Genomic DNA, 23,171 nt, shown 5'->3' with positions numbered 1-23,171 from the left:
ATTATTATCTTACCATAAAACGCTCAATATATCAAATAGAAAAAAACAAAATAAAACAAAAAACAAAAACATCATGGTTGTTTTAAACAAACCATGATATTTTGAATGATTGGCCAAATTAGTCTAAACCGTAGTTGTAATCCTCGTCTTGCATGGCTTCAACCTCACCAAGGAGGTAACCATTTCCGACTTGAGAGAAGAAGTCGTGGTTAGATGTTCCTGTTGAAATACCGTTCATGACGATTGGGTTGACATCGTCTGCAGAGTCAGGGAAGAGTGGATCTTGTCCTAGATTCATAAGGGCCTTATTGGCATTGTAACGAAGGAAGGTTTTGACTTCCTCAGTCCAACCAACACCGTCATAGAGACTTTCTGTATAGCCCTCTTCGTTCTCGTAGAGAGTGTAGAGCAGGTCGTACATCCATTCTTTGAGTTTTTCTTGCTCTTCTTCAGGCAATTCGTTGAAACCAAGTTGGAATTTGTAACCAATGTAGGTTCCGTGAACAGACTCATCACGAATGATCAGTTTGATGATTTCCGCAACGTTGGCCAGTTTGTTGTTACCGAGATAGTAGAGGGGCGTAAAGAAACCAGAGTAGAAGAGGAAGGTTTCAAGGAAAACGCTGGCAACTTTCTTTTCTAGAGGGCTACCATTGAGATAGATTTCATTGATAATTTCCGCTTTTCTTTGTAGATAGGGGTTAGTGTTGGTCCACTCAAAGATTTCTTCGATTTCGGCCTTGGTATTCAAGGTCGAAAAGATAGAAGAGTAAGATTTTGCGTGGACAGATTCCATAAACTGGATGTTGTTGAAAACAGCTTCCTCATGCGGTGTACGGATGTCCGAGCGAAGTGCTTGAACCCCTGTTTCAGATTGCATGGTATCCAAAAGGGTCAAACCACCAAAGACTTTTCCAACCAAGTCTTTTTCTTTGTTTGATAGTTTTCTCCAGTCGTCTAGGTCATTTGACAAGGGGATACGCGTATCGAGCCAGAATTGCTCTGTCAGTTTTTCCCAAGTTGATTTGTCGATGACATCTTCGATGGCATTCCAGTTAATGGCTTTGTAGTAAGTTTCCATTTGAAATCTCTTTCTGTATGTAATAATGCGATTGTCGAATCCTCTCTATTTTATCATAGTCTGAGAAGAGTATCGCACAAAAAGTCGGAAGCCCGACTTTTTAGTTTTTCATAGTATTTAAGATACTTATCAAGTTTTGTATGACGGGGAACTTAATCAGTAGTCTGAGAAAATGTGGTTGCCTCAGATAAAAATTAAATCACACAGCTTTCACATTGGTTAGCACCAACTTCTCCACCGTCGTCTGTAAAGGTACGGACGTAGTAGATAGACTTGATACCCTTGTTAAAGGCATAGTTACGAAGAATTGACAAGTCACGTGTGGTTTGTTTGTTTTCTTTCTTCCATTCGTAAAGACCTTTAGGAATGTCGCTACGCATGAAGAGAGTGAGTGAAAGCCCTTGGTCCACGTGCTCAGTCGCAGCAGCGTAAACATCAATCACCTTGCGCATATCCATGTCGTAGGCAGAAGTGTAGTAAGGAATAGTATCTGTTGATAAACCAGCAGCAGGGTAGTAGATCTTACCGATTTTCTTCTCTTGGCGTTCTTCAATACGTTGCGTAATTGGGTGGATAGATGCAGAAACATCGTTGATGTAACTGATAGAACCATTTGGAGCTACAGCAAGGCGGTTTTGGTGGTAAAGTCCATCTGCTTGAATCTTTTCGCGAAGTTCCGCCCAGTCAGCAGCACTCGGGATAAAGACATCTCTGAAGAGTTCTTTAACACGGTCTGATTTTGGAACAAATTCGCCTGTCACATACTTGTCAAAGTAGCTTCCATTAGCATAGTCTGATTTTTCAAAATTGTGGAAGGTGATACCACGCTCGCGAGCGATATTGTTTGATTCTACCAAGGTCCAGTAGTTCATAAGCATAAAGTAGATGCTTGTAAATTCAACTGACTCAGGAGATCCGTACTCAATCAGTTGTTGGGCAAGGTAACTATGAAGCCCCATGGCACCAAGACCAAAGGTGTGAGCTAAACTGTTTCCGTGGTCGATAGTAGGGACAGCTACGATGTGTGAACTATCTGTAACGAAAGTAAGGGCACGAACCATCGCACGGATAGAACGACCAAAGTCAGGTGACGTCATCATGTTGACCACGTTGGTTGATCCAAGGTTACATGAAACGTCCGTTCCCATTTGAAGGAATTCTTGAGCATCGTTGATCAAGCTTGGTTCTTGAACTTGAAGAATCTCAGAACACAAGTTACTCATGATAATCTTTCCATCAACAGGATTCGCACGGTTAGCCGTATCAATGTTGACGACATAAGGGTAGCCAGATTCTTGTTGCAATTTAGAGATTTCCGTTTCCAAATCACGCGCCTTGATTTTTGTCTTGCGGATATTTGGATTTGCGACCAATTCATCATATTTTTCAGTGATGTCGATATAGTTGAATGGCACACCGTACTCAAGCTCTACAGAGTAAGGGCTAAAGAGATACATTTCTTCATTTTTACGCGCCAATTCGTAGAATTTATCTGGGACCACAACTCCAAGTGAGAGGGTCTTAACACGAACTTTTTCATCGGCATTTTCTTTCTTAGTGGAAAGGAAAGCGATGATATCTGGGTGAAAGACGTTGAGGTAGACAACTCCAGCACCTTGACGTTGTCCAAGTTGGTTTGAGTAAGAGAAGCTGTCTTCAAAAAGCTTCATAACTGGTACGACACCAGAGGCTGCTCCTTCATAACCTTTGATAGGAGCTCCAGCTTCACGAAGGTTGCTGAGGGAAATTCCCACACCACCACCGATACGTGAAAGTTGGAGAGCTGAGTTGATAGAACGGCCGATAGAGTTCATATCATCGGTTACTTGAATCAAGAAGCAAGATACCAACTCCCCACGACGAGCACGACCAGCATTCAAGAAGGAAGGAGTAGCTGGTTGGTAGCGTTGGTGGATGATTTCATTGGCAATATCAGTCGCAATCGCTTCATCCCCGTCAGCAAAGTAAAGTGCATTAAAGAAGACACGGTCTTCCATGCTTTCAAGATAGTATTCCCCATCGTTAGTCTTCAAGGCATATTGATTATAAAACTTATAGGCAGCCATGAATGATTTGAATTGGAAGTTTTGGTCCTTGATAAATTGATGCAATTCTTCCAAAAACTCTGGACGGTATTTCTTGAGAAATGCAGTTTCGATGTAGTTGTGTTCAATGAGGTAGTTGATTTTATCAGTAATTGAATCAAAAACCATTGTATTTGGAACCACATTTTCTTTAAAGAAGGCATCCAAGGCTTCCTTATCTTTATGAAGCATGATTTGTCCATTGACAGGACGGTTGATTTCGTTATTGAGACGGAAGTAAGTTACGTCCTCAAGATGTTTTAATCCCATAAAATTTCCTTTATCTAATTACAAAAGAAAGGCCTCTAAGTTAGCCCTAGAAGCAATCTCTTCTGGATGATGTACTAAGATTATGCTAATTGTTTCAGTTTTCCTGGTTGGAAGCCTGAAAAGACTTCAGTTGGTGTTTGGATAACAGGAGCAGCGCTGAAACCGAGCTCTTTAACTTGATCGATGTACTCTGGTTGCTCGTCGAGATTGATCTCACGATAAGCGACATTGTTGCTGTCCAAGAAACGCTTGGTCATCTTACATTGGACACAGTTGTTTTTAGAATAAACGGTTACCATTTTCGTAACTCCTCTTTCAAAATAGATTACTTTCTTAGTATATCAGAAAAAAAAACTTTGTCAAACTTTTTAAACTAAATCTTGTGCTATAAAGTTACAGTTTCAAAAACAAAGCACAATATATAGTGTTTTGTCAGAGTGTAAAATTGGGTTTTCATTGAACTATCAAAGTTTATCAAAACAAAAAAACTATATACTGTATATTGGTAAGATAATTAGAAGATTTTCAGCAAGTTATCAGAAAGGAAATAGAAGAAAGTCCATAAAACACTTGAAAAATAATCTAGAAGGTGATATAATACAGTCTTGTAAGGGTTATCACATATAATCCAAAAAAGAAATAACTAAAGGAGAGTCAAACTATGGCTTCTAAAGATTTCCACGTAGTGGCAGAAACAGGTATTCACGCACGTCCAGCAACATTGTTGGTTCAAACAGCTAGCAAATTTGCTTCAGATATCACTCTTGAATACAAAGGTAAATCAGTAAACCTTAAATCTATCATGGGTGTTATGAGTCTTGGTGTTGGCCAAGGTGCTGACGTTACAATTTCAGCTGAAGGTGCAGATGCTGACGACGCAATCGCTGCTATCACTGAAACTATGGAAAAAGAAGGATTGGCATAAGGAAAATGACAGAAATGCTTAAAGGAATCGCAGCATCCGATGGTGTTGCAGTTACAAAAGCATATCTACTCGTTCAACCGGATTTGTCATTTGAGACTATTACAGTCGAAGATACAAACGCAGAAGAAGCTCGCCTTGATGCCGCTCTACAAGCATCACAAGACGAGCTTTCTGTTATTCGCGAGAAAGCAGTAGGTACGCTCGGTGAAGAAGCAGCTCAAGTTTTTGATGCTCACTTAATGGTTCTTGCTGACCCAGAAATGATCAGCCAAATTAAGGAAACTATCCGTGCGAAGAAAGTGAATGCAGAAGCAGGTCTGAAAGAAGTTACAGATATGTTTATCACTATCTTTGAAGGCATGGAAGACAACCCATACATGCAAGAACGCGCAGCGGATATCCGCGACGTGACAAAACGTGTATTGGCTAACCTCCTTGGTAAAAAATTGCCAAACCCAGCTTCTATCAATGAAGAAGTGATCGTGATTGCGCATGACTTGACTCCTTCAGATACAGCTCAATTGGACAAAAACTTTGTAAAAGCTTTTGTAACAAACATTGGTGGACGTACAAGCCACTCAGCTATCATGGCACGTACGCTTGAAATTGCTGCTGTATTGGGTACAAACAACATCACTGAAATCGTTAAAGACGGTGACATTCTCGCTGTTAACGGTATCACAGGTGAGGTTATTATCAACCCAACTGATGATCAAGCAGCTGAATTCAAGGCGGCTGGTGAAGCTTATGCGAAGCAAAAAGCTGAATGGGCTCTCTTGAAAGACGCTAAAACAGTAACTGCTGATGGTAAACACTTTGAATTGGCTGCCAACATCGGTACTCCAAAAGACGTTGAAGGTGTCAATGACAACGGTGCAGAAGCTGTCGGTCTTTACCGTACAGAGTTCTTGTACATGGACTCTCAAGACTTCCCAACAGAAGACGAGCAGTACGAAGCATACAAGGCTGTTCTTGAAGGAATGAACGGTAAACCTGTTGTCGTTCGTACAATGGATATCGGTGGAGATAAGGAACTTCCTTACTTCGATATGCCTCACGAAATGAACCCATTCCTTGGATTCCGTGCCCTTCGTATCTCTATCTCTGAGACTGGAGATGCTATGTTCCGCACACAAATTCGTGCCCTTCTTCGTGCGTCTGTTCACGGTCAATTGCGTATTATGTTCCCAATGGTTGCACTCTTGAAAGAATTCCGTGCAGCTAAAGCAGTCTTTGACGAAGAAAAAGCAAACCTTCTTGCTGAAGGTGTTGCAGTTGCGGATGATATCCAAGTTGGTATCATGATCGAGATTCCTGCAGCGGCTATGCTTGCAGACCAATTTGCTAAAGAAGTTGACTTCTTCTCAATTGGTACAAACGACTTGATCCAATACACAATGGCAGCAGACCGTATGAACGAACAAGTTTCATACCTTTACCAACCATACAACCCATCAATCCTTCGTTTGATCAACAATGTTATCAAAGCAGCTCACGCTGAAGGTAAATGGGCAGGTATGTGTGGTGAGATGGCTGGTGACCAACAGGCTGTTCCACTTCTTGTCGGAATGGGCTTGGATGAGTTCTCTATGTCAGCAACATCTGTACTTCGTACACGTAGCTTGATGAAGAAACTCGATACAGCTAAGATGGAAGAGTACGCAAATCGTGCCCTTACAGAATGCTCAACAATGGAAGAAGTTCTTGAACTTCAAAAAGAATACGTAAATTTTGATTAATCGAAAAGTCCTTGCAACCCAGTTGCAGGGATTTTTTTAAAAGAATTTTCAAGCTAATTTTTCTTATATAAAGTCCAATCTTGAAAAAGTAGTGGTAAGAACAAAAAAATACTTAACTGGTTCATAAAATTCTTGACAAGTTGCAAATTTAGGAGTAAACTATTAACCAGTTAATTAATAGAGAGGAGTTTCTGCAATTTAGAAATGAATTGCAACTAGAAATATCAAAAAAGAAAGTGAGTTTCGATGAAAATTAATAAAAAATACCTTGCTGGTTCTGCGGCAGCTTTAATTTTAAGTGTCTGTTCTTATGAATTGGGACTGTATCAAGCTAGAACGGTCAAGGAAAATAACCGTGTTTCCTATATAGATGGAAAACAGGCTGCGCAAAAAACAGAGAATCTGACTCCTGATGAGGTCAGCAAAAAAGAAGGCATTAACGCGGAGCAAATCGTCATCAAGATAACAGACCAAGGCTATGTCACTTCGCATGGCGACCACTATCATTATTACAATGGGAAGGTCCCTTATGATGCCATCATCAGTGAAGAGTTGCTGATGAAGGATCCAAACTACCAGCTCAAGGACGAGGATATTGTCAGTGAAATCAAGGGCGGTTATGTTATCAAGGTAGATGGAAAATACTATGTTTACCTTAAGGATGCAACCCATGCGGATAATGTCCGTACAAAAGAAGAAATCAATCGGCAAAAACAAGAACATAGTCAGCATCGTGAAAGAGGAACTTCAGCAAACGATGGTGCTGTAGCCTTGGCACGTTCACAGGGACGCTACACCACAGATGATGGTTATATCTTTAATGCCTCTGATATCATTGAAGATACTGGTGATGCTTATATCGTTCCTCATGGCAACCATTACCATTACATTCCTAAGAGTGAGTTATCAGCCAGCGAGTTGGCTGCTGCAGAAGCCTTCCTATCTGGTAGAAGTGGTCAATCAAACACTGCTACTTATCGCCGTACCAATAACAACAGTACCAGCAGCGATGTAGATAGATGGATTCCATCCTATAATAATCAAGGCAACAACTACACGAACACAGCTAACAACGGTAGAGATGATAACCAAGCAAGACAAAGTGATGACATTGGTAGTCTTTTGAAACAGCTCTACAAACTGCCTTTAAGCCAACGACACGTAGAATCTGATGGCCTTGTCTTCGACCCAGCACAGATTACAAGTCGAACAGCTAGAGGAGTTGCTGTTCCTCATGGGAACCATTACCATTTCATCCCTTATTCACAGATGTCTGAATTGGAAGAACGAATCGCTCGCATCATCCCGCTTCGCTATCGTTCGAACCATTGGGTGCCGGATTCAAGACCAGAACAACCAAGTCCACAACCGACTCCGGAACCTAGTCCAAGCCCGCAACCTACACCAAATCCTCAACCAACTCCAAGAAATCCAATTGACGAAAAATTGGTTAAACAAGCGGTTCGAAAAGTAGCTGATGGCTATGTATTTGAGGAGAATGGAACCTCACGTTATATTCCTGCAAAGGAACTTTCAGCAGAAACTGCTGCAGCCATTGATAGTAAACTATCCAAACAAGAAAGTTTAGCACATAAGCTAGGAGCTAAGAAAACCAACCTCCCATCTGGTGATCAAGGATTTTACAATAAGGCTTATGATTTACTAGCAAGAGTTCATCAAGACTTACTTGCTAATAAAGGGCGCCAAGCTGAATTTGACACTTTGGATAAACTGTTGGAACGACTCAACGATGCCTCAAGTGATAAAGTCCAGTTGGTGGATGATATTCTGGCCTTCCTAGCACCGATTCGTCATCCAGAACGTTTAGGAAAACCAAATGCGCAAATTGCCTACACTGATGATGAGATTCAGGTAGCCAAGTTGGCAGGTAAGTACACAACAGAAGACGGTTATATCTTTGATCCTCGTGATATCACCAGTGATGAGGGGGATGCCTATGTAACTCCGCATATGACCCACAGTCATTGGATTAAGAAAGATAGTTTGTCTGAAGCTGAAAGAGCGGCAGCCCAGACTTATGCTAAAGAGAAAGGTTTGACCCCTCCTTCAACAGACCATCAGGATCCAAGAAATACGGAGGCTAAAGGAGCAGAAGCTATCTACAACCGCGTGAAAGCAGCTAAGAAGGTGCCGCTTGATCGTATGCCTTACAATCTCCAACATACCGTGGAAGTTAAAAACGGTAGTTTAATCATTCCTCATTATGATCATTACCATAACATCAAATTTGAGTGGTTTGACGAAGGACTTTATGAGGCACCTAAGGGGTATGGTCTAGAAGATCTCTTTGCGACTGTCAAGTACTATGTCGAACATCCAAGCGAACGTCCGCATTCAGATAGTGGTTGGGGCAATGCAAGTGACCATGTTCAAAGAAACCAAAATGGTCAAGCTGATACCAATCAAACGGAAAAACCAGCAGAGGAGAAACCTCGGACAGACAAACCTGAGGAAGAAAAGCCACGCGAAGAGAAGCCTCAAAGTGAGAAACCAGAATCTCCAAAACCAACTGAGGAGCCGGAAGAAGAATCACCAGAGGAACCAGAAGAACCTCAGGTCGAGACTGAAAAGGTTGAAGCGAAGTTGAGAGAGGCTGAAGAGCTACTTGCAAAGATCCAAGACCCCATTATCAAGTCCAATGCCAAAGAAACTCTCACTGGCTTAAAAAATAACCTGCTATTTGGTGCTCAGGATAACAATACCATTATGGCTGAAGCTGAAAAGTTGTTGGCTTTATTAAAGGAGAGCAAGTAAAGATAGTAGTATTTTCTAGATCCTAAAAACAGGATAGGAGAACTAGAAAAGTTAAAATCGAAAATGAGAACAGAATGTAAGTTCTAGTTCTCATTTTTTTCATGAAAATATGTAAAATATCTTGACATATGGTGTAAATAAAGATAAACTATTTACTAGTTAATTAAATGGTTAAATACTAGTTAAGGAGTAACGATGAAAAAAAGAACATTTCTATTATTAGTGGTAGGTCTCTTGGTTCTTGTCTTAGGAGCATGTAGCCAAAAAGAAACACAAGAAGCAAAAGGGATGAAGATTGTAACAAGTTTTTACCCAATCTATGCCATGGTAAAAGAGGTATCGGGGGACTTGAATGATGTACGGATGATTCAGTCAAGTAGTGGAATTCACTCCTTTGAACCGTCAGCAAATGACATTGCTGCTATCTATGACGCGGATGTCTTTGTCTACCATTCTCATACGCTCGAATCTTGGGCTGGAAGTCTAGATCCTAACTTGAAAAACTCAAAAGTTAAGGTTTTAGAAGCTTCTGAAGGAATGACCTTGGAGCGTGTTCCAGGTTTAGAAGATGTAGAAGCTGGTGACGGTATTGATGAAAAAACACTCTACGACCCTCACACTTGGTTAGATCCAGAAAAAGCAGGTGAAGAAGCTCAGATTATCGCTGACAAACTTTCGGAGATTGATAGTGCTAATAAGGAAACGTATCAAAAGAATGCTAAAAACTTTATCGCTAAAGCCCAAGAATTGACTAAGAAGTACCAGCCTATTTTTGAAAAAGCGAGTCAAAAGACCTTTGTTACACAACACACAGCCTTTTCTTATCTCGCTAAACGCTTTGGTTTGAAACAACTTGGTATAGCAGGGATTTCACCTGAACAAGAGCCAAGTCCGAGACAACTAACAGAAATTCAAGAATTCGTTAAGACTTATAAGGTTAAAACCATCTTTACTGAGAGCAATGCTTCTTCTAAAGTCGCTGAGACTTTGGTCAAATCAACAGGAGTTAGCCTAAAGACCCTCAATCCTTTAGAAGCAGATCCTGAAAATGACAAAACTTACTTAGAAAATCTAGAAGAAAATATGAATGTTCTTGCAGAAGAATTAAAATGAGGAGATGATAAAAATGAAGAAGAAATACCTTGTAGCAGGATCGGCTCTTGTCCTTTCCCTAAGCCTTTGCATCTATGCATTGAACCAACACCAGGTAGAAGGAAAAAAAGATAATAACCGTGTGTCTTATGTTGATGGGAAGCAAGACACTAAAAAAACAGAGACCCAGACACCAGACCAAGTTAGCAAAAAAGAAGATATTCAGGCTGAACAAATTGTTGTGAAAATTACTGATCAAGGTTATGTGACTTCACATGGTGATCATTTCCATTATTACAATGGTAAAGTTCCTTTTGACGCGATTTTCAGCGAAGAACTGTTGATGAAAGATGTCAATTATCAACTGAAAGACGCTGATATTGTCAATGAAATCAAAGGTGGCTACATTATCAAGGTGGATGGCAAGTATTATGTTTACCTTAAGGATGCGGCGCATGCAGATAACGTTCGTACGAAGGACGAAATTGAGCGCCAAAAACAAGGTCATACTCACGATGCACCAACTTCTAACAGTGCAGTGACACTTGCGCGATCACAAGGACGCTATACTACCGATGATGGGTACATCTTTAATCCATCTGATATTATAGAGGATACTGGTGATGCTTATATTGTTCCTCACGGTGGACATTACCACTACATTCCAAAGAGTTCCTTGTCTGCTAGCGAATTAGCAGCTGCTCAAGCCTACCTATCTGGAACTAGAAAACAAACGACTGTAACGGACTATCGTCCAAGTCAAAATGGAACCAGTCAAACCACTAATTCTAGTGAACAAACTGAAACACCAAGCAATACAGAAGAGAGCTTGCAGACTCTATTGCAACAGCTCTATGCACTTCCAAGTAATCAACGTTATGCAGAATCAGATGGCTTGATTTTTGACCCTGCTAAGATTTCAAGCAGAACACCAAGTGGCGTAGCGATTCCTCATGGAAATCACTATCATTTCATCCCATATACAAAGCTTTCTGCTTTGGAAGAAAAGATTGCGCGAATGATTCCTTTATCTAGCGACAGTGGGAAGCCAACACCTTTGGAAAATCCAAGCAAACCAGCAGAGCATCCAGCTCAAAAAGACCATCATGATCAAGACGGTGACCATGGAAGTCAGGATACCAACCATGAAGACCATGACCATGATGGAGAGGAGCATGACCACCATCACGGCGAAGACCATGATCATGGTTTTGCAGCTGACCGTGTTATTAGTGAAGATGAGCAAGGGTTTGTAGTTTCTCATGGAGAACACGCTCATTATTTCTTTAAGAAGGACTTGACTGCAGCTCAAATCAAAGCTGCCCAAGATCACTTGAAAGGAAATCATCAGTCTGAGCCGGTTCAACCACTTGCCAAGACTGTAGAAAGTTTCTCAAGAGATGCGAGCGATGAAGAAAAAATCAAGTATATCTCACAGACCTACGGGGTTCCGCTCGAAGCGATTCGTATTTCAAATGGATTCTTTGTCTTTGGAAATCCGGATCAAGCCTATGATCCAACCCATATCCATCCCTATGCTGTTCGAAAAGAACATGTTCGTATTCCTCTCCAAACTGGGAATCCAGAACTGGATTTCCTAAATGAACTTTATACGACGGCCCTACGTGATGGGGTATCTCCTTATAGTTTACAGGTAGAAAGTGGTAGTTTTGTGATTCCTCACGGAGACCACAATCACTATATCAAGGTCCAAACTAAGGGCTATGAAGTGGCTTTGAAAAACAAGATTCCAGCCCTACAATCGACCTATCAACCTGGAGCATTTGATGAACAAACTGTTCTATCTAAAGTGGATCAACTTTTAGCAGATAGCAGAAGTCTCTACAAAGACAAGCCAATCATGCAGAGACGTGTTGAACTTGCTTTGGGGCAGTTCACCGAAAATATGAAAAAACTGGCAACAAACTCAACTGCTGGATACCTAGCATCCTTGGATCTCTTTGATAAACAATACATCCATGTGGATCAAAGTGTGTCTCCAGTTGAAACATCACCTTTGGATAAGAAATACCAAGCTCTTGTAGATAAGATCAATACACTGGATACGGACACTTATGGCTTGTCTAAGAAAGATCTTTTGGTACATTTGCAGGAAGCAAAACTAGCACAGGATGAGACAGAGTTGGCTGCCATTGAAGCGAAACTTCAGGCCTTGCAAGATTTCCGAGATCGGACAGGGGTTACAACAGTAGAGTACATCAAGTATTTCTACGAACATGTATCTGACGGTCGTTTGAGAGAAGAGCTTCGGAACCGTGTTGCTAAGTTGACATGGGAACTTTACCAGTCACAATCTTTCCTCAAAGCGACCGACTTGAACAAGTTATTCCCAACTATTTACCAAACTAAGCTAGAAGTAGAAGAAGCTCTCAAAGAAGAACCCGTTTCTACAAAAGCTGGTAAGACTATTCTAGATACGGAAAAAGTAGATAGTCAAACCGCTAAGACAGCCATCTATGAATTCCTAAAAGAACTCTACGGTGATTTTATGCCAGAAGAGCGGGTTAGCAAGGTCAAGAAGGAAGAAGTGGATGCTCTCCTATCCAAAGTCGTTCAACTTCTAGCGCGTGTAAAGGAAGATGGTGTCAAACAATCCCTAGCTGAAGAAGCGGCTAATATCAAAGCGGCTGCTGAAAAGGAAAATGCAGACCTTGACGAAGCTAAAACACAACTTGAGGATCTTTTAAATCGTATTGCAGCGACTATCCAACGAGAGGAAAAAGAAGCAGAACAAGATCCACAAACGGTGATTATCTACCAAAAACTCTATAATGTCTTGCTCTCTCTTCACAAGTATTTAGAGGATAACAAAGGATCCGATGCTGACTTTGAACGTGTTGATGCCCTATTTGATCAACTTGCAGCCAAAAGCAGTGATAAAGAAGGTCTCCTCACTCTAGCTAAAGAGATTATTAGCTTGAACCAGGAACTCCGTTCAAAAGCAAGTGAAACTGATAGCCAATCTAAGTCTGAGAAAGAAAGTAAAACAGCTGCTTCTCAACCAACAGAAAAGCAAGTGCAAAGTGAGTCTGAGCCAAGTGCTCAACCGAACGAATAAAAAGAAAGGCGAAGTAGCTGAGCTACCTCGTCTTTTTTAGTCTTTATAAGATACAATGCCAATGATGGTATCCACCGCACGCTCCATAGTCTGAAGGCTGACGTATTCAAAGCGTCCATGCATGTTTTCACCACCTGCAAAGATATTTGGAGTTGGGATTCCCATAAAGGAAATCTTAGACCCATCAGTCCCACCGCGAATTGGTTCGATAATAGGCGTAATCCCTAGATCTTCCATAACAGCTTTAGCAATAGTAATAGGTGTCATGTCTTTCTCGATGACTTCCTTCATATTGTAGTACTGGTCTGTCAGAGTTAGGGTCACGCGATTATTCCCAAGCTCTTGATTCATCTTGTCAGCAATAGACTGCATAGCTGCTTTACGTGCTTCAAAGGCATCCTTTTCAAAATCGCGAATGATGTAGCTTGCACGCGCCTCCTCGACACTACCTGACACATCCATAAGATGATAGAAACCTTGGTAACCATCTGTCAGTTCAGGTCGGTCATTCTCTGAAAGTTGATTATGAAAATCAATTGCTAGCTGAAGGGCATTGACCATCTGACCTTTAGCAGTACCAGGGTGAACATTGCGTCCTTGGAAATGGAGTTCAGCGGCAGCTGCTGAGAAAGTCTCGTACTGAAGTTCTCCTAGCGGACCACCATCAACAGTATAGGCAAAGTCAACGTCAAAGTCAGCTGCATCAAATTTATTGGCACCAACGCCAATTTCTTCATCGGGGCCAAAACCAACACGGATTTCACAGTGCTTGATTTCGGGATGAGCAGTCAGATATTCAATAGCAGTCATAATTTCAGCAATCCCTGACTTGTCATCAGCCCCCAGCAAGGTCGTGCCATCAGTTGTGATAAGCGTTTGGCCTGGATATTTCTCAAGGCTCTTGAAATCAGCAGGATCGAGTTTAAATCCAGAATCACCCAAGTCGATAACTCCACCATCGTAATTTTCGATGACTTGCGGATTAACTCCTTCAGAATTAAAATCAGCGGTATCCATGTGGGAGATGAAACCAATCTTGCGTGTCAAGTTTGGATCGTTAGCTGGTAAGGTACCAATCGCAAAACCATTTGGAAGGTAGTAGACGTTTTGCAGACCGACACGTTTCATTTCAGGAATAAGAACATTGGTCGCAAAATCAACCTGGCTTTGCGTACTTGGAGTAGTAGTAGAGTGTTCATCAGAACGCGTATTGACCTTAACGTAGGTCAAGAAACGATCTAAAAGGTTCGGATAAGTCATAAAAACTCCTTTAACAATCATAAAATAGAATGCAAATTTCGGAAAAAACCTTATTCTGAAAATTTCATGAATTTTGAAAAAATATAATAATTCAAATTCAATAGACTTTTAAATGAAATCTTGGATATTTTAGATTAAAATATATGCATCGATATTTTATGAGATTTTTTTATTCTTTTTTCATTTTACCATAGAATAGTTTGAAAGACAAAGAAGAATCATACCCTTTTATTAATTAACATAATATAAAATTAATCATATTAATTGACACTGCGTGAACTTTATTGTACAATTATCTTGTAAATGTCCTAGATTGATATAGTAACAATATTAGTACATTCTAGTTAAGGAGAATAAAATGAACATTCGCTTCGATTTTAAGAAAGTTCAAATTATTGCGCGCCGTTTAGTTACACTGTTAGCTATTCTGTTTTTGTGTGCTCCGATAAGTCTGTTAAATGCAGATTCTACTACAGAACCTCAGACAACTCTTCATAAAACGATTACTCCGATATCAGGACAGGATGACAAGTATGAGTTGTCATTGGATATCACTTCCAAACTGGGAACGGAGACCCAAACGGATCCCTTGGATGTTGTTTTAGTAGCAGACCTCTCAGGAAGTATGCAGAATCAGGATGTTCAATCTTTTGATGGCCGGACGATCAGTCGGATTGACGCATTGAAAAATACTCTAAGAGGAACGAATGGTCGTAAGGGCTTAATTGATACCATTCTATCCAATTCCAATAACCGCTTATCTATGGTAGGATTTGGTGGGAAAATTGACAATAAAAAGGTTGATCAGTATTGGGATGGAAATAAATGGAGACTTTTTAGACCATACTGGCCCTATGAACGGATGACAAAATACTATGATGGTGTTTCACCATGGGATGATGCTAACACGATTTTAGGATGGAGTAACAATGCTCGTGCTGCTAAAACAGCGGTATACAACATGAGTATTGCAGGAGGTAATTCCATTGGTACTGAGTCAGGGATTGGTACTGGGACCAATATTGGGGCTGGATTAACCTTGGCCAATCAGTTAATGGGAAGTGCAAGATCTAATGCTAAGAAAGTCGTTATTTTGCTTTCAGATGGCTTTGCGAATATGGTCTACGATGCCAATGGTTACACTATATATAACTACAATAACGAGGATCCTAATATCGAAACAGCTCCCCAGTGGTTTTGGGATAGATTAAATAATAATTTAAATAGTCTATCATATAGCTTGGCTCCAACACTTGATGGTTTCTATTCGATTAAATTTCGTTATTCAAACAATGTCGACAGTATTACCAGTCTGCAATATTATATAAGACAACATAATGCCTCCATTCCAAATGAAATATTATCTGCAAATGATGAAGACCAGTTACGGGACAGTTTCAAAAATATCACTGATAAGATTCTGCCACTGGGAGTCCACCACGTGACCATCAAGGATGTTCTTTCTAAGTATGTTCAGTTATTACCTAATGGATCTTCAGAGTTTCGTGTCGTTAAAGAGAAAGATGGTATCAGTGAAACATTAACCGAAGAGCAAGTAACTTTTGATACCAAGACAACCTCAGAAGGATTAGTGGAAGTTACGGCTAAATTTTCTCCGAATTATTCCTTGGAAGATGGGGCTAGATACTCCTTCAAATTTACTGTTACATCAAGTCAAGAAGCCTTAGATGCCATTGCTGGTGATAAAAAACTAGAGGCTGGTGATGCTGAGGGTTCTGATGTCAATAAACTCTACTCCAATAAAGGGGCCAATGTCACTTATTCCTATGGAATAGGCACTTCCCAAACCAAGACCAAAGAATACTCTGACAACCCAACCTTTAAGCCTTCAGATCCATTAACGGTACCAGTGGAAATTGAATGGCAAGGTGTGACGGGTGCGAGAACTGTTATTACAGCTGATCAACCGAGTAATGTTGAACTGAAACTGGTTCAAAAGAACAAGAACGGAGGTTCTGACAATCAAGAATATCGAAAGACCAATGTGACTGTTGAAAAAAATAAATCTAATGAAACGAGGAACTTTGAAAAGGTTGCCAAAGGATATCAATACGATATAATTGCACCGGACGTCCCCGCCTTTACCAAAGAAATAAAAAATGTTGGTACAGAATCTAAACCATCCTTTAAGGTAATCTATAAACAATTGCCAAGTCTGACGATTAAGAAAGTGTTGGAAGCTGAAAATAACTTGAACAAAGAGTTTTGGATTAAGGTAAAACTAACCTCTCCTGATTCTACGCCATTGAATGGAACTTTTGGTGAGATAAATGTTGTGAATGGTGAAGCGAAGATTCGTGTTGATAAACGAAAACGTTGGAAAGGTATTCTAAGCTATCTTCCTCGAGGAACTCATTTCAAAGTTGAAGAAGAAGCGGCATCAACGAACGGTTACCACGTTACATATGAGAATCAAGAGGGTGATCTGAATAAAGATGAAACCAGCACTATTACGAATCACAAGCTTCCAAGTTTATCCGTTACAAAAAAGGTTACTGGTGTATTTGCCAATCTATTAAAATCCTTCAAGATTACCATTAACATCAGGGATGCTCAGAATAGTCCACTGAATGGAACCTATACTGCAACGGTGAATAATAAAAGAACCCCTCTACAATTTACGAATGGTCGAGCGTCTATTGATCTCAACAAAGATCAAACCATAAAAATTGATGGACTTCCACTTGGTAGTTACTATACCGTAGAAGAGGAATCAAACTCTTCTCGTGGATATCAGGTTTCTTATGAAAATCAAGAAGGCAAACTGGATTGGGACAAGTCCGCGACAGTCACGAATAATAAGAATAGTGTACCTGAAACCGGAGTTGACTTCCTCAGCAGTACACTCGTGTTAGGAATAATCCTTCCTCTAGGGGGAATCTTCTTTACAATCCTACTCGGCTATCTAGTGGTACATAGGAGAAAATAATGCTACTTAAAAAGAAACATAAGAAAACAGTAACACAAGTCAATCGGGATAAGTCTCCGCCGAGTGTATGGGGAGATATCCTCTACTTAGTCAGTAAACTCCTGATGGTTGGGTTTGTACTAGCCATACTTTACTTTTTTGTCTTTGGACTATTGAGATACAATGACGATGGCATGAAACCAGCCTTAAAAGATGGTGACTTGGTTGTCTACTATAGGCTGGATAAACGTTATTCGATTGGTGATTTGCTCGTCTATAGTTATAAGGGCAAGGAAAGAGTGGCGCGTGTCATTGCGACCGAAGGAAGTACGATCGATATAAATGAAAATGGTCTCATCATCAACGGTTCTCCTCAACAAGAGCAGGATATCTACAAAGACACGCTGCTCTATAAGGAAGGGGCTAGCTTCCCGATGAAAGTCCCAGCAGGACAACTCTTTGTCCTCGGAGACAATCGGACAACGGCTGTAGATAGTCGTGCTTTTGGAACCATTCCGATACAGGATACCCATGGCAAGGTGGTAACAGTCCTAAGGCGACGGGGCTTTTGATGACAATTTATGAAAAAAGAAATTTAAAAATAAAAGGAATAATCATGAAAAAAACATTTTTGAAAAAATTAGTTACTGCAAGCATTGCAGCTGTAACCGCCTTGTCGGTCTTTAGAGGAGTGCCAACATTTGCGGATGAAAACTCTGATGCAACCGCAATGTCCAATGGAGAAACAAATGCACAAGTATCCATTAACAAGGTGTTGAATATTGCAGAAGGAATCACTACACCACTAGCTAACTTTACCTTTACTTTCACTCCGAAAAACGGTAATTCGAATAACGGAGTACCATATGAAACAATCAATGCTTCAAACGGTCAAATAGCAGATAAAACAATTAATTATTCTGAAAGAGATGTTTTGCAACCAAATCAAACTAGTATTAAGAAAGAAACTGGAAATATTTTTGCAAACGTGACTTACACACACGCTGGAGAATATGTCTATACTGTAGCTGAAAAACAAAATGACGGTTGGAGAGCAATTCAAAGAGGTGATGATGCAATTGACTCAATGACATATGATAATCGTAGCTATGAAATGCATGTTATTGTAAAAAATAAATCAACGAGTGGTGTGTATATCTCATCTGTGTACTTTAAACAAGAAACAACAGGGGCCACAGCTAAAGTGAAACCATCTGAAAAAGGGCCTACTTACAAATATGATTTGTTCACAAATATCTATCGTAAAAATGCTGGTAAGATAACAGATCCAAATCACCCCCATCCTAATAATCCGCACCTTGCGAAGTTTAATCCTAAAGTTGACTCATTAGTAATTAAAAAAGTTGTTTCAGGAGGAACTGCAGATAAATCGAAAGATTTCACTTTCAAGCTTACTTTCAAAAAAGCATCTACTGAAGATAGAACATCTATTGTAGGAAAAATCGGGAATGTTTCTAAAACTTTCGAATACGGAAAAGAAACAATAATTACACTACACCATGATCAATCCTTAGTATTTGATACAATCCCAGCAGGTACTCGTTATAAATTGGTTGAAACAGGATCTCAGGGCTATACAGCTTCAGCTGCTTATTGGGAAAATGGAGTATCTAAAACACAAGCAGGCAGAATTTCAGCTGATTTGACTCAAGATAGTATTTTAGTTGGCGAAAAACGAAATGAAAACACAATCACCAATAGCGTTCAAGACGTTACCCCTACTGGTCTTTTGATTGACAATCTTCCTTTCATCTTGATGATTGGTCTTGGTTTGGCTGGATTTGTTGTTTTGTCTAAAAAACGCAGACAAGCTTAGGCAACTGGTTTGAATTATGAAAATCAAGCGTGAGAAACCAAAAAGGAGTTTGTCTAGGCGTCTGGTCCTTGCTGTAGATGCATTGATGAATCATATCTTGCTCCTCTTGACAGCCTTAGTCTTTCTCTTTGGTTTCTACGCCCTTTGGGATGCCAATCAGGTTTATTCTCAGGCTTCATCAAGTGAGTATGAGGCCTATAGACCAGTAAGTACTACTGAGAAGGATGAGCTTGCTAGTTTTTCTGGCTTTCACAAGCTACAGCAAGTCAACCCAGAAGTACTCGGTTGGATCAATGTCTATGGCACCAATATCGACTATCCCTTAGTCCAAGCCAAAGACAATGAAAAATACCTGAACAAGGACTCCAAGGGAGAATTTGCCGCAACAGGAGCTATCTTTCTTGAGGCTCGAAATGAATCCAAGTTCGAAGACTTTAATACCATTATCTACGGACACCATGTAGAAAATGGGGTTATGTTTGGAGATGTAGCAAAGTTTTCTGATAAGGAATTTTTTGATCAGCATCGTTACGGTAGTATTTACTATAATGGTGTTGAAAAAGGTCTTGAGATCTTTGAGATGCTCGAGGTGGACGCCTATGACTTTAACATCTACGATCCAGGTATTAATGGGGATGATCGGCGCCAAGAATATATCGATCACTTACTCTCGGTTGCCATTCACAAACGAGACATTACACTGGGGCCAAATGACCATATCATCCTTCTCAGTACCTGTTTCCTAGACGTAACAAATGGGAGACATATCGTAGTTGCCAAGATTACGGATACGGTTCCAAAAAACACCTTCCATACGAAAAAATCAAAACCATTCCCTTACAGTGTCTTTGATGATTCGTCACTCGGACGATTTCTCTCATCGATTCCTTTGTGGATATGGTACATCATCTTATTTATCTTGCTCTTGCTATTGATCTTCTTGCTCATCATCCTCTACTTGATCTTGCGACGAAGAAGAGAAGCAAAAGAAGAAGCAGATAGTATTACTGACTAAACTACTGATAAAAGAGAAAGGGACAGCCTCTCTTGCTCTTTTATTTTCAAGGCTAGAAAGGAGAAAGAAGGGAATATGAAAACAAGTACGAATCACAAAGTCATAAAGGTCATTCTATCCCTCTTTCTAGCTTTTTTCTGTCTTTTTACAGCTGATAGAGTCCTTGCGAGTGACTACGATCATTATAATCCTATTGAAAAGGATGCCAGCAGTACGGGCTTTGAAACCTTGCAGCACCTCAACAAGGATGTTTGTGGTTGGATTAGCCTTGATGGAACCAAGGTAGACTATCCCCTCTTGCAGAGTCAGGACAATGTCAAATACCTTGACCGCAATGCTTTTGGCGATTATACTGTGTCAGGGTCTATTTTTCTAGACTATCGTTTTAATCCAAACTTTACTGACTTTAACACCATCATCTATGGTCACTCCATGGCTTCTGGTGCTATGTTTGGGGAGATTCAAAAATTTGCGGATCAAGATTTTTTTGAAATGCATCGCTATGGCTCTATCTACTACAATGGCCGTGAACGTGGTCTGGAGATTTTTGGGATTTTAGAAGTAGACGCCTATGACACGGAGATTTACCGAACTTTGAGTTCCAACGATGAGGAACACCAGGCTTACTATCAATATTTGCTAAGTAAAGCCAAGTACAAGCGAGATGTCTCCTTGACCTCAACGGACAAGATTGTTTTGTTAAGCACCTGTTTCCTTAACATTACCAACGGACGACATATCCTATTAGCTAAAATAACGGATGCACCAGTAAAAGCAGCCCAGGATAAAAGTGGAGAAGCTGTAGGGACGCGGTATTTCGATCAAGGGCTAACAACGCATTGGATTTATATCCTTGCCTTTCTTCTCCTGATTATCGTTATTTTACTCCTTGTTGTTATCATCCTAATCATGAGACGAGATAAAAAGACTAAAGAACAAAAGAAATAGTAGACGTCGGAAGCGTTTACTATTTTTTTCTTTCATGATAGAATAGATAGTGAAAATAATATCATAAGGATGATAACATGAAAAAAGCAATATTAATGATGACCTTTGGATCTCCAGAGGAGATTAGTTTTGAAGGAGTAGCAGAATTTTTTACAAACATTCGTCGTGGAGTTAGACCCCAAGACCACGAGATCCAGACTCTCTATGACAACTATGTCCTTATCGGCGGGACACCCTTGCAGCGGATTACACGTGAGGAGGTTGATTTAGTCAAGGAACGTTTAGGCGAGGAGTACGGTATCTACTTTGCCAACAAATTTTCTCGTCCCTTTATTCCAGACGTGATCAAGCAGATGGAAGCTGATGGTGTTGAAGAATGTATCTGCTTGATTTTGGAACCTCATTATTCTTTTTACTCAGTCATGGGGTATGAAAAGTTTCTGGAAAGCCAGCAGATCCGATTTTTAGTCATTAAGGACTGGTATCAACAGCAGCCTTTGTTGGACTTTTGGACAGATGAGATTAGAAAAATTTTACGAAACCATGTGGGAGAAGAATCTTTCAAGGTAATCTTTTCAGCCCACAGTGTTCCCATTTTTGCCTTGGACTATGGAGATCCATATATCGATCAGATTTTCGATAATAGCAAGCTAATCGCTGAACAACTCGGCCTAATGACAGACCACTATACCAATACTTGGCAGAGCGAAAGCGATATTGGAATCCCTTGGATCAAGCCAGATGTTTTAGAATATTTACGAGAACAAAAGCAACATCCCGAGCATTATATTTTTGTCCCGATTAGTTTTATCAGTGAGCACATCGAAGTCCTGTTTGACAACGATGTAGAATGTTATGAGTTGTGTCAAGAATTAGATGTCACCTACCATCGTCCACCTATGCCCAATACGGATAGCCGTTTAATTGACGCATTAGTTGCTACTGTAAGAGCGAATGAAGACAAAGAATTTAAAGCTTTTCTCCCAGAAGAAGAAACTTTTGATGAGTTAGCTCCTTCGGCAACTACTAAGGACATCATGGAGGAGACAGACGACCTTCAGATGCCAGAATTTGTCAAAAAGCTCATTGAGAAAAAAGGCCGTGAAAATGTGAAGATGCCGTACTTAATTAAGAAAATGCTCGAAAAGGCTGGGAAATTACCAAAAGAGTAAAGAAAAAAGGATTTAGCTTTAAGCTAGATCCTTTATCTGTTTTATTTTTTCTCAAGAAGAGCTTTGATTTCTTGAAGAACTTCAAGTTCAGTTGGAGCAGCAGGTGCTTCCTCAACCACTTCCTCTTTCTTACGAAGGTTTTGAGCTTTTTCAATACCTTTGATAACGAAGAAGAGAACTGTACCCACAACAAGGAAGTTGATAACAGCGCTTAAGAATTTACCATATGTAACACCATTCCATGCAAGCTCAGCGATGTTTTGTACTTTCGCAGCTTCCAAAGCTGGGTTCAATAGAAGTGGAGTGATGATATCGTTAACAAATGAAGTAACGATAGCACCAAATGCAGAGGCAATGATCACACCGACAGCAAGGTCAACAACATTACCACGAAGCAAAAATGCTTTAAGATCCTTTAACATTTTCATAAATTCCTTTCCTAATTTTCTGATTTATTATATCCTAAATTGTGACAAAAAGCAACTTGAACGCTCAAAGTGGTCAGTTGCCCCCTTTAAAAATATAGATTTTACTGAAAATATAATTTAAAATGACGATCAAGATTTGTGCTAGAATAGTTTCAATCGTATTAACCCTATCTATATTAAATTCGACAAACTGGCCAATAATATCAGGGAAAGTTGTAACAAAGATATAAGTTAAAAGAACGTCAAGACCAAGAGTAGAAAGACGAGCTAAGAAAAACTTAGCCAGGCGGGTTGGCCAATTCCTTCTCTCTTGTTTAAAGACGATTGTATCATTTGTGAGAAAGGCAAAGAGAATCCCGATAATATTTGCGAGGGCAGTTGCGAGGATTTCCTGGTGGCTGATATGGTAAATAACCAAACGTGATACAATAGAAACCAGAGTAGTAGCACCACCAAAAAATAGGTAGGAGAGAATCTCGTTATCAAAGAAAGCTTTTATTCGTTTTTTCATGATTTTAGTATAGCATAATGCTAGCT

17 protein-coding genes are annotated in these 23,171 nt (G+C 40.1%); 11 read left to right on the top strand and 6 right to left on the bottom strand.

Features of this window, described 5'->3' with window-relative positions; all coding sequences use genetic code 11:
• Positions 1–118: 118 nt before the first annotated feature.
• From nrdF to nrdH, 3 genes are all read right to left on the bottom strand, one after another.
• Positions 119–1,081, bottom strand: a complete 963-nt coding sequence (gene nrdF, locus HMPREF1115_RS07295) for a class 1b ribonucleoside-diphosphate reductase subunit beta (protein ID WP_000451378.1) — start codon at positions 1,079–1,081, stop codon at positions 119–121.
• Between the two features lie 194 nt (positions 1,082–1,275).
• On the bottom strand, positions 1,276–3,435 hold the full coding sequence (gene nrdE / locus HMPREF1115_RS07290) for a class 1b ribonucleoside-diphosphate reductase subunit alpha (protein WP_000523275.1): 2,160 nt from the start codon (positions 3,433–3,435) through the stop codon (positions 1,276–1,278).
• Between the two features lie 80 nt (positions 3,436–3,515).
• Positions 3,516–3,734: a glutaredoxin-like protein NrdH gene (gene nrdH / locus HMPREF1115_RS07285; protein WP_000259240.1), complete on the bottom strand. Its 219-nt coding sequence runs from the start codon at positions 3,732–3,734 to the stop codon at positions 3,516–3,518.
• Between the two features lie 362 nt (positions 3,735–4,096).
• Here nrdH and HMPREF1115_RS07280 point away from each other — a divergent pair, with 362 nt between their 5' ends.
• The 5 genes from HMPREF1115_RS07280 (at position 4,097) to HMPREF1115_RS07260 (ending at position 13,045) form a co-directional block, all read left to right on the top strand.
• Complete coding sequence (locus HMPREF1115_RS07280; protein ID WP_000146948.1) at positions 4,097–4,360, top strand: phosphocarrier protein HPr; 264 nt, start codon at positions 4,097–4,099, stop codon at positions 4,358–4,360.
• Positions 4,361–4,365: 5 nt separating this feature from the next.
• Complete coding sequence (gene ptsP / locus HMPREF1115_RS07275; RefSeq protein WP_025170999.1) at positions 4,366–6,099, top strand: phosphoenolpyruvate--protein phosphotransferase; 1,734 nt, start codon at positions 4,366–4,368, stop codon at positions 6,097–6,099.
• 246 nt (positions 6,100–6,345) lie between these two features.
• Positions 6,346–8,874, top strand: a complete 2,529-nt coding sequence (locus HMPREF1115_RS07270) for a pneumococcal-type histidine triad protein (protein ID WP_000700246.1) — start codon at positions 6,346–6,348, stop codon at positions 8,872–8,874.
• Positions 8,875–9,069: 195 nt separating this feature from the next.
• Positions 9,070–9,987: a metal ABC transporter substrate-binding protein gene (locus HMPREF1115_RS07265; protein WP_000747429.1), complete on the top strand. Its 918-nt coding sequence runs from the start codon at positions 9,070–9,072 to the stop codon at positions 9,985–9,987.
• A gap of 13 nt (positions 9,988–10,000) precedes the next feature.
• Positions 10,001–13,045: a pneumococcal-type histidine triad protein gene (locus HMPREF1115_RS07260; RefSeq protein WP_000731466.1), complete on the top strand. Its 3,045-nt coding sequence runs from the start codon at positions 10,001–10,003 to the stop codon at positions 13,043–13,045.
• Between the two features lie 36 nt (positions 13,046–13,081).
• Here the strand turns inward: HMPREF1115_RS07260 and pepT are convergent, their stop codons facing one another.
• Complete coding sequence (gene pepT / locus HMPREF1115_RS07255) at positions 13,082–14,305, bottom strand: peptidase T (RefSeq protein WP_000222022.1); 1,224 nt, start codon at positions 14,303–14,305, stop codon at positions 13,082–13,084.
• A 358-nt stretch (positions 14,306–14,663) separates the two neighbouring features.
• Between pepT and pitA the strand changes: the two genes are divergently transcribed.
• From pitA to hemH, 6 genes are all read left to right on the top strand, one after another.
• Positions 14,664–17,255, top strand: a complete 2,592-nt coding sequence (pitA, locus tag HMPREF1115_RS07250; RefSeq protein ID WP_001026092.1) for a PI-2 pilus tip adhesin PitA — start codon at positions 14,664–14,666, stop codon at positions 17,253–17,255.
• Entirely contained in the window at positions 17,255–17,806 is a 552-nt protein-coding gene (gene sipA / locus HMPREF1115_RS07245) for a PI-2 pilus system signal peptidase SipA (protein WP_000924787.1), read from the top strand. Before pitA ends, sipA begins: the two co-directional genes overlap by 1 nt.
• The gene (locus HMPREF1115_RS07240) at positions 17,806–19,071 is read left to right on the top strand and encodes a DUF7601 domain-containing protein (RefSeq protein WP_002882385.1); all 1,266 of its coding nucleotides are present in this window, start codon (positions 17,806–17,808) and stop codon (positions 19,069–19,071) included. Before sipA ends, HMPREF1115_RS07240 begins: the two co-directional genes overlap by 1 nt.
• A gap of 16 nt (positions 19,072–19,087) precedes the next feature.
• A complete protein-coding gene (gene srtB, locus HMPREF1115_RS07235) occupies positions 19,088–20,086 on the top strand; it encodes a class B sortase (RefSeq protein ID WP_000695091.1) in 999 nt (332 codons plus the stop codon).
• 75 nt (positions 20,087–20,161) lie between these two features.
• On the top strand, positions 20,162–21,034 hold the full coding sequence (gene srtB, locus HMPREF1115_RS07230) for a class B sortase (RefSeq protein WP_000858431.1): 873 nt from the start codon (positions 20,162–20,164) through the stop codon (positions 21,032–21,034).
• A gap of 77 nt (positions 21,035–21,111) precedes the next feature.
• The gene (gene hemH, locus HMPREF1115_RS07225) at positions 21,112–22,206 is read left to right on the top strand and encodes a ferrochelatase (protein ID WP_002882395.1); all 1,095 of its coding nucleotides are present in this window, start codon (positions 21,112–21,114) and stop codon (positions 22,204–22,206) included.
• Positions 22,207–22,247: 41 nt separating this feature from the next.
• On the opposite strand, the gene mscL is transcribed toward hemH, so the two are convergent.
• Together mscL and HMPREF1115_RS07215 are read right to left on the bottom strand one after the other, a co-directional pair.
• Positions 22,248–22,628, bottom strand: coding sequence for a large conductance mechanosensitive channel protein MscL (gene mscL, locus HMPREF1115_RS07220; RefSeq protein WP_025170998.1), 381 nt, complete (start codon positions 22,626–22,628; stop codon positions 22,248–22,250).
• A gap of 79 nt (positions 22,629–22,707) precedes the next feature.
• Complete coding sequence (locus HMPREF1115_RS07215) at positions 22,708–23,145, bottom strand: GtrA family protein (protein ID WP_000746023.1); 438 nt, start codon at positions 23,143–23,145, stop codon at positions 22,708–22,710.
• Positions 23,146–23,171: the final 26 nt, after the last annotated feature.

Origin of the sequence: Streptococcus oralis SK610, from assembly GCF_000257455.1 — a bacterium.
GTDB classification, from domain to species: Bacteria; Bacillota; Bacilli; order Lactobacillales; family Streptococcaceae; genus Streptococcus; species Streptococcus oralis_CB.
This window is presented reverse-complemented; position numbering and strand designations above follow the sequence as displayed.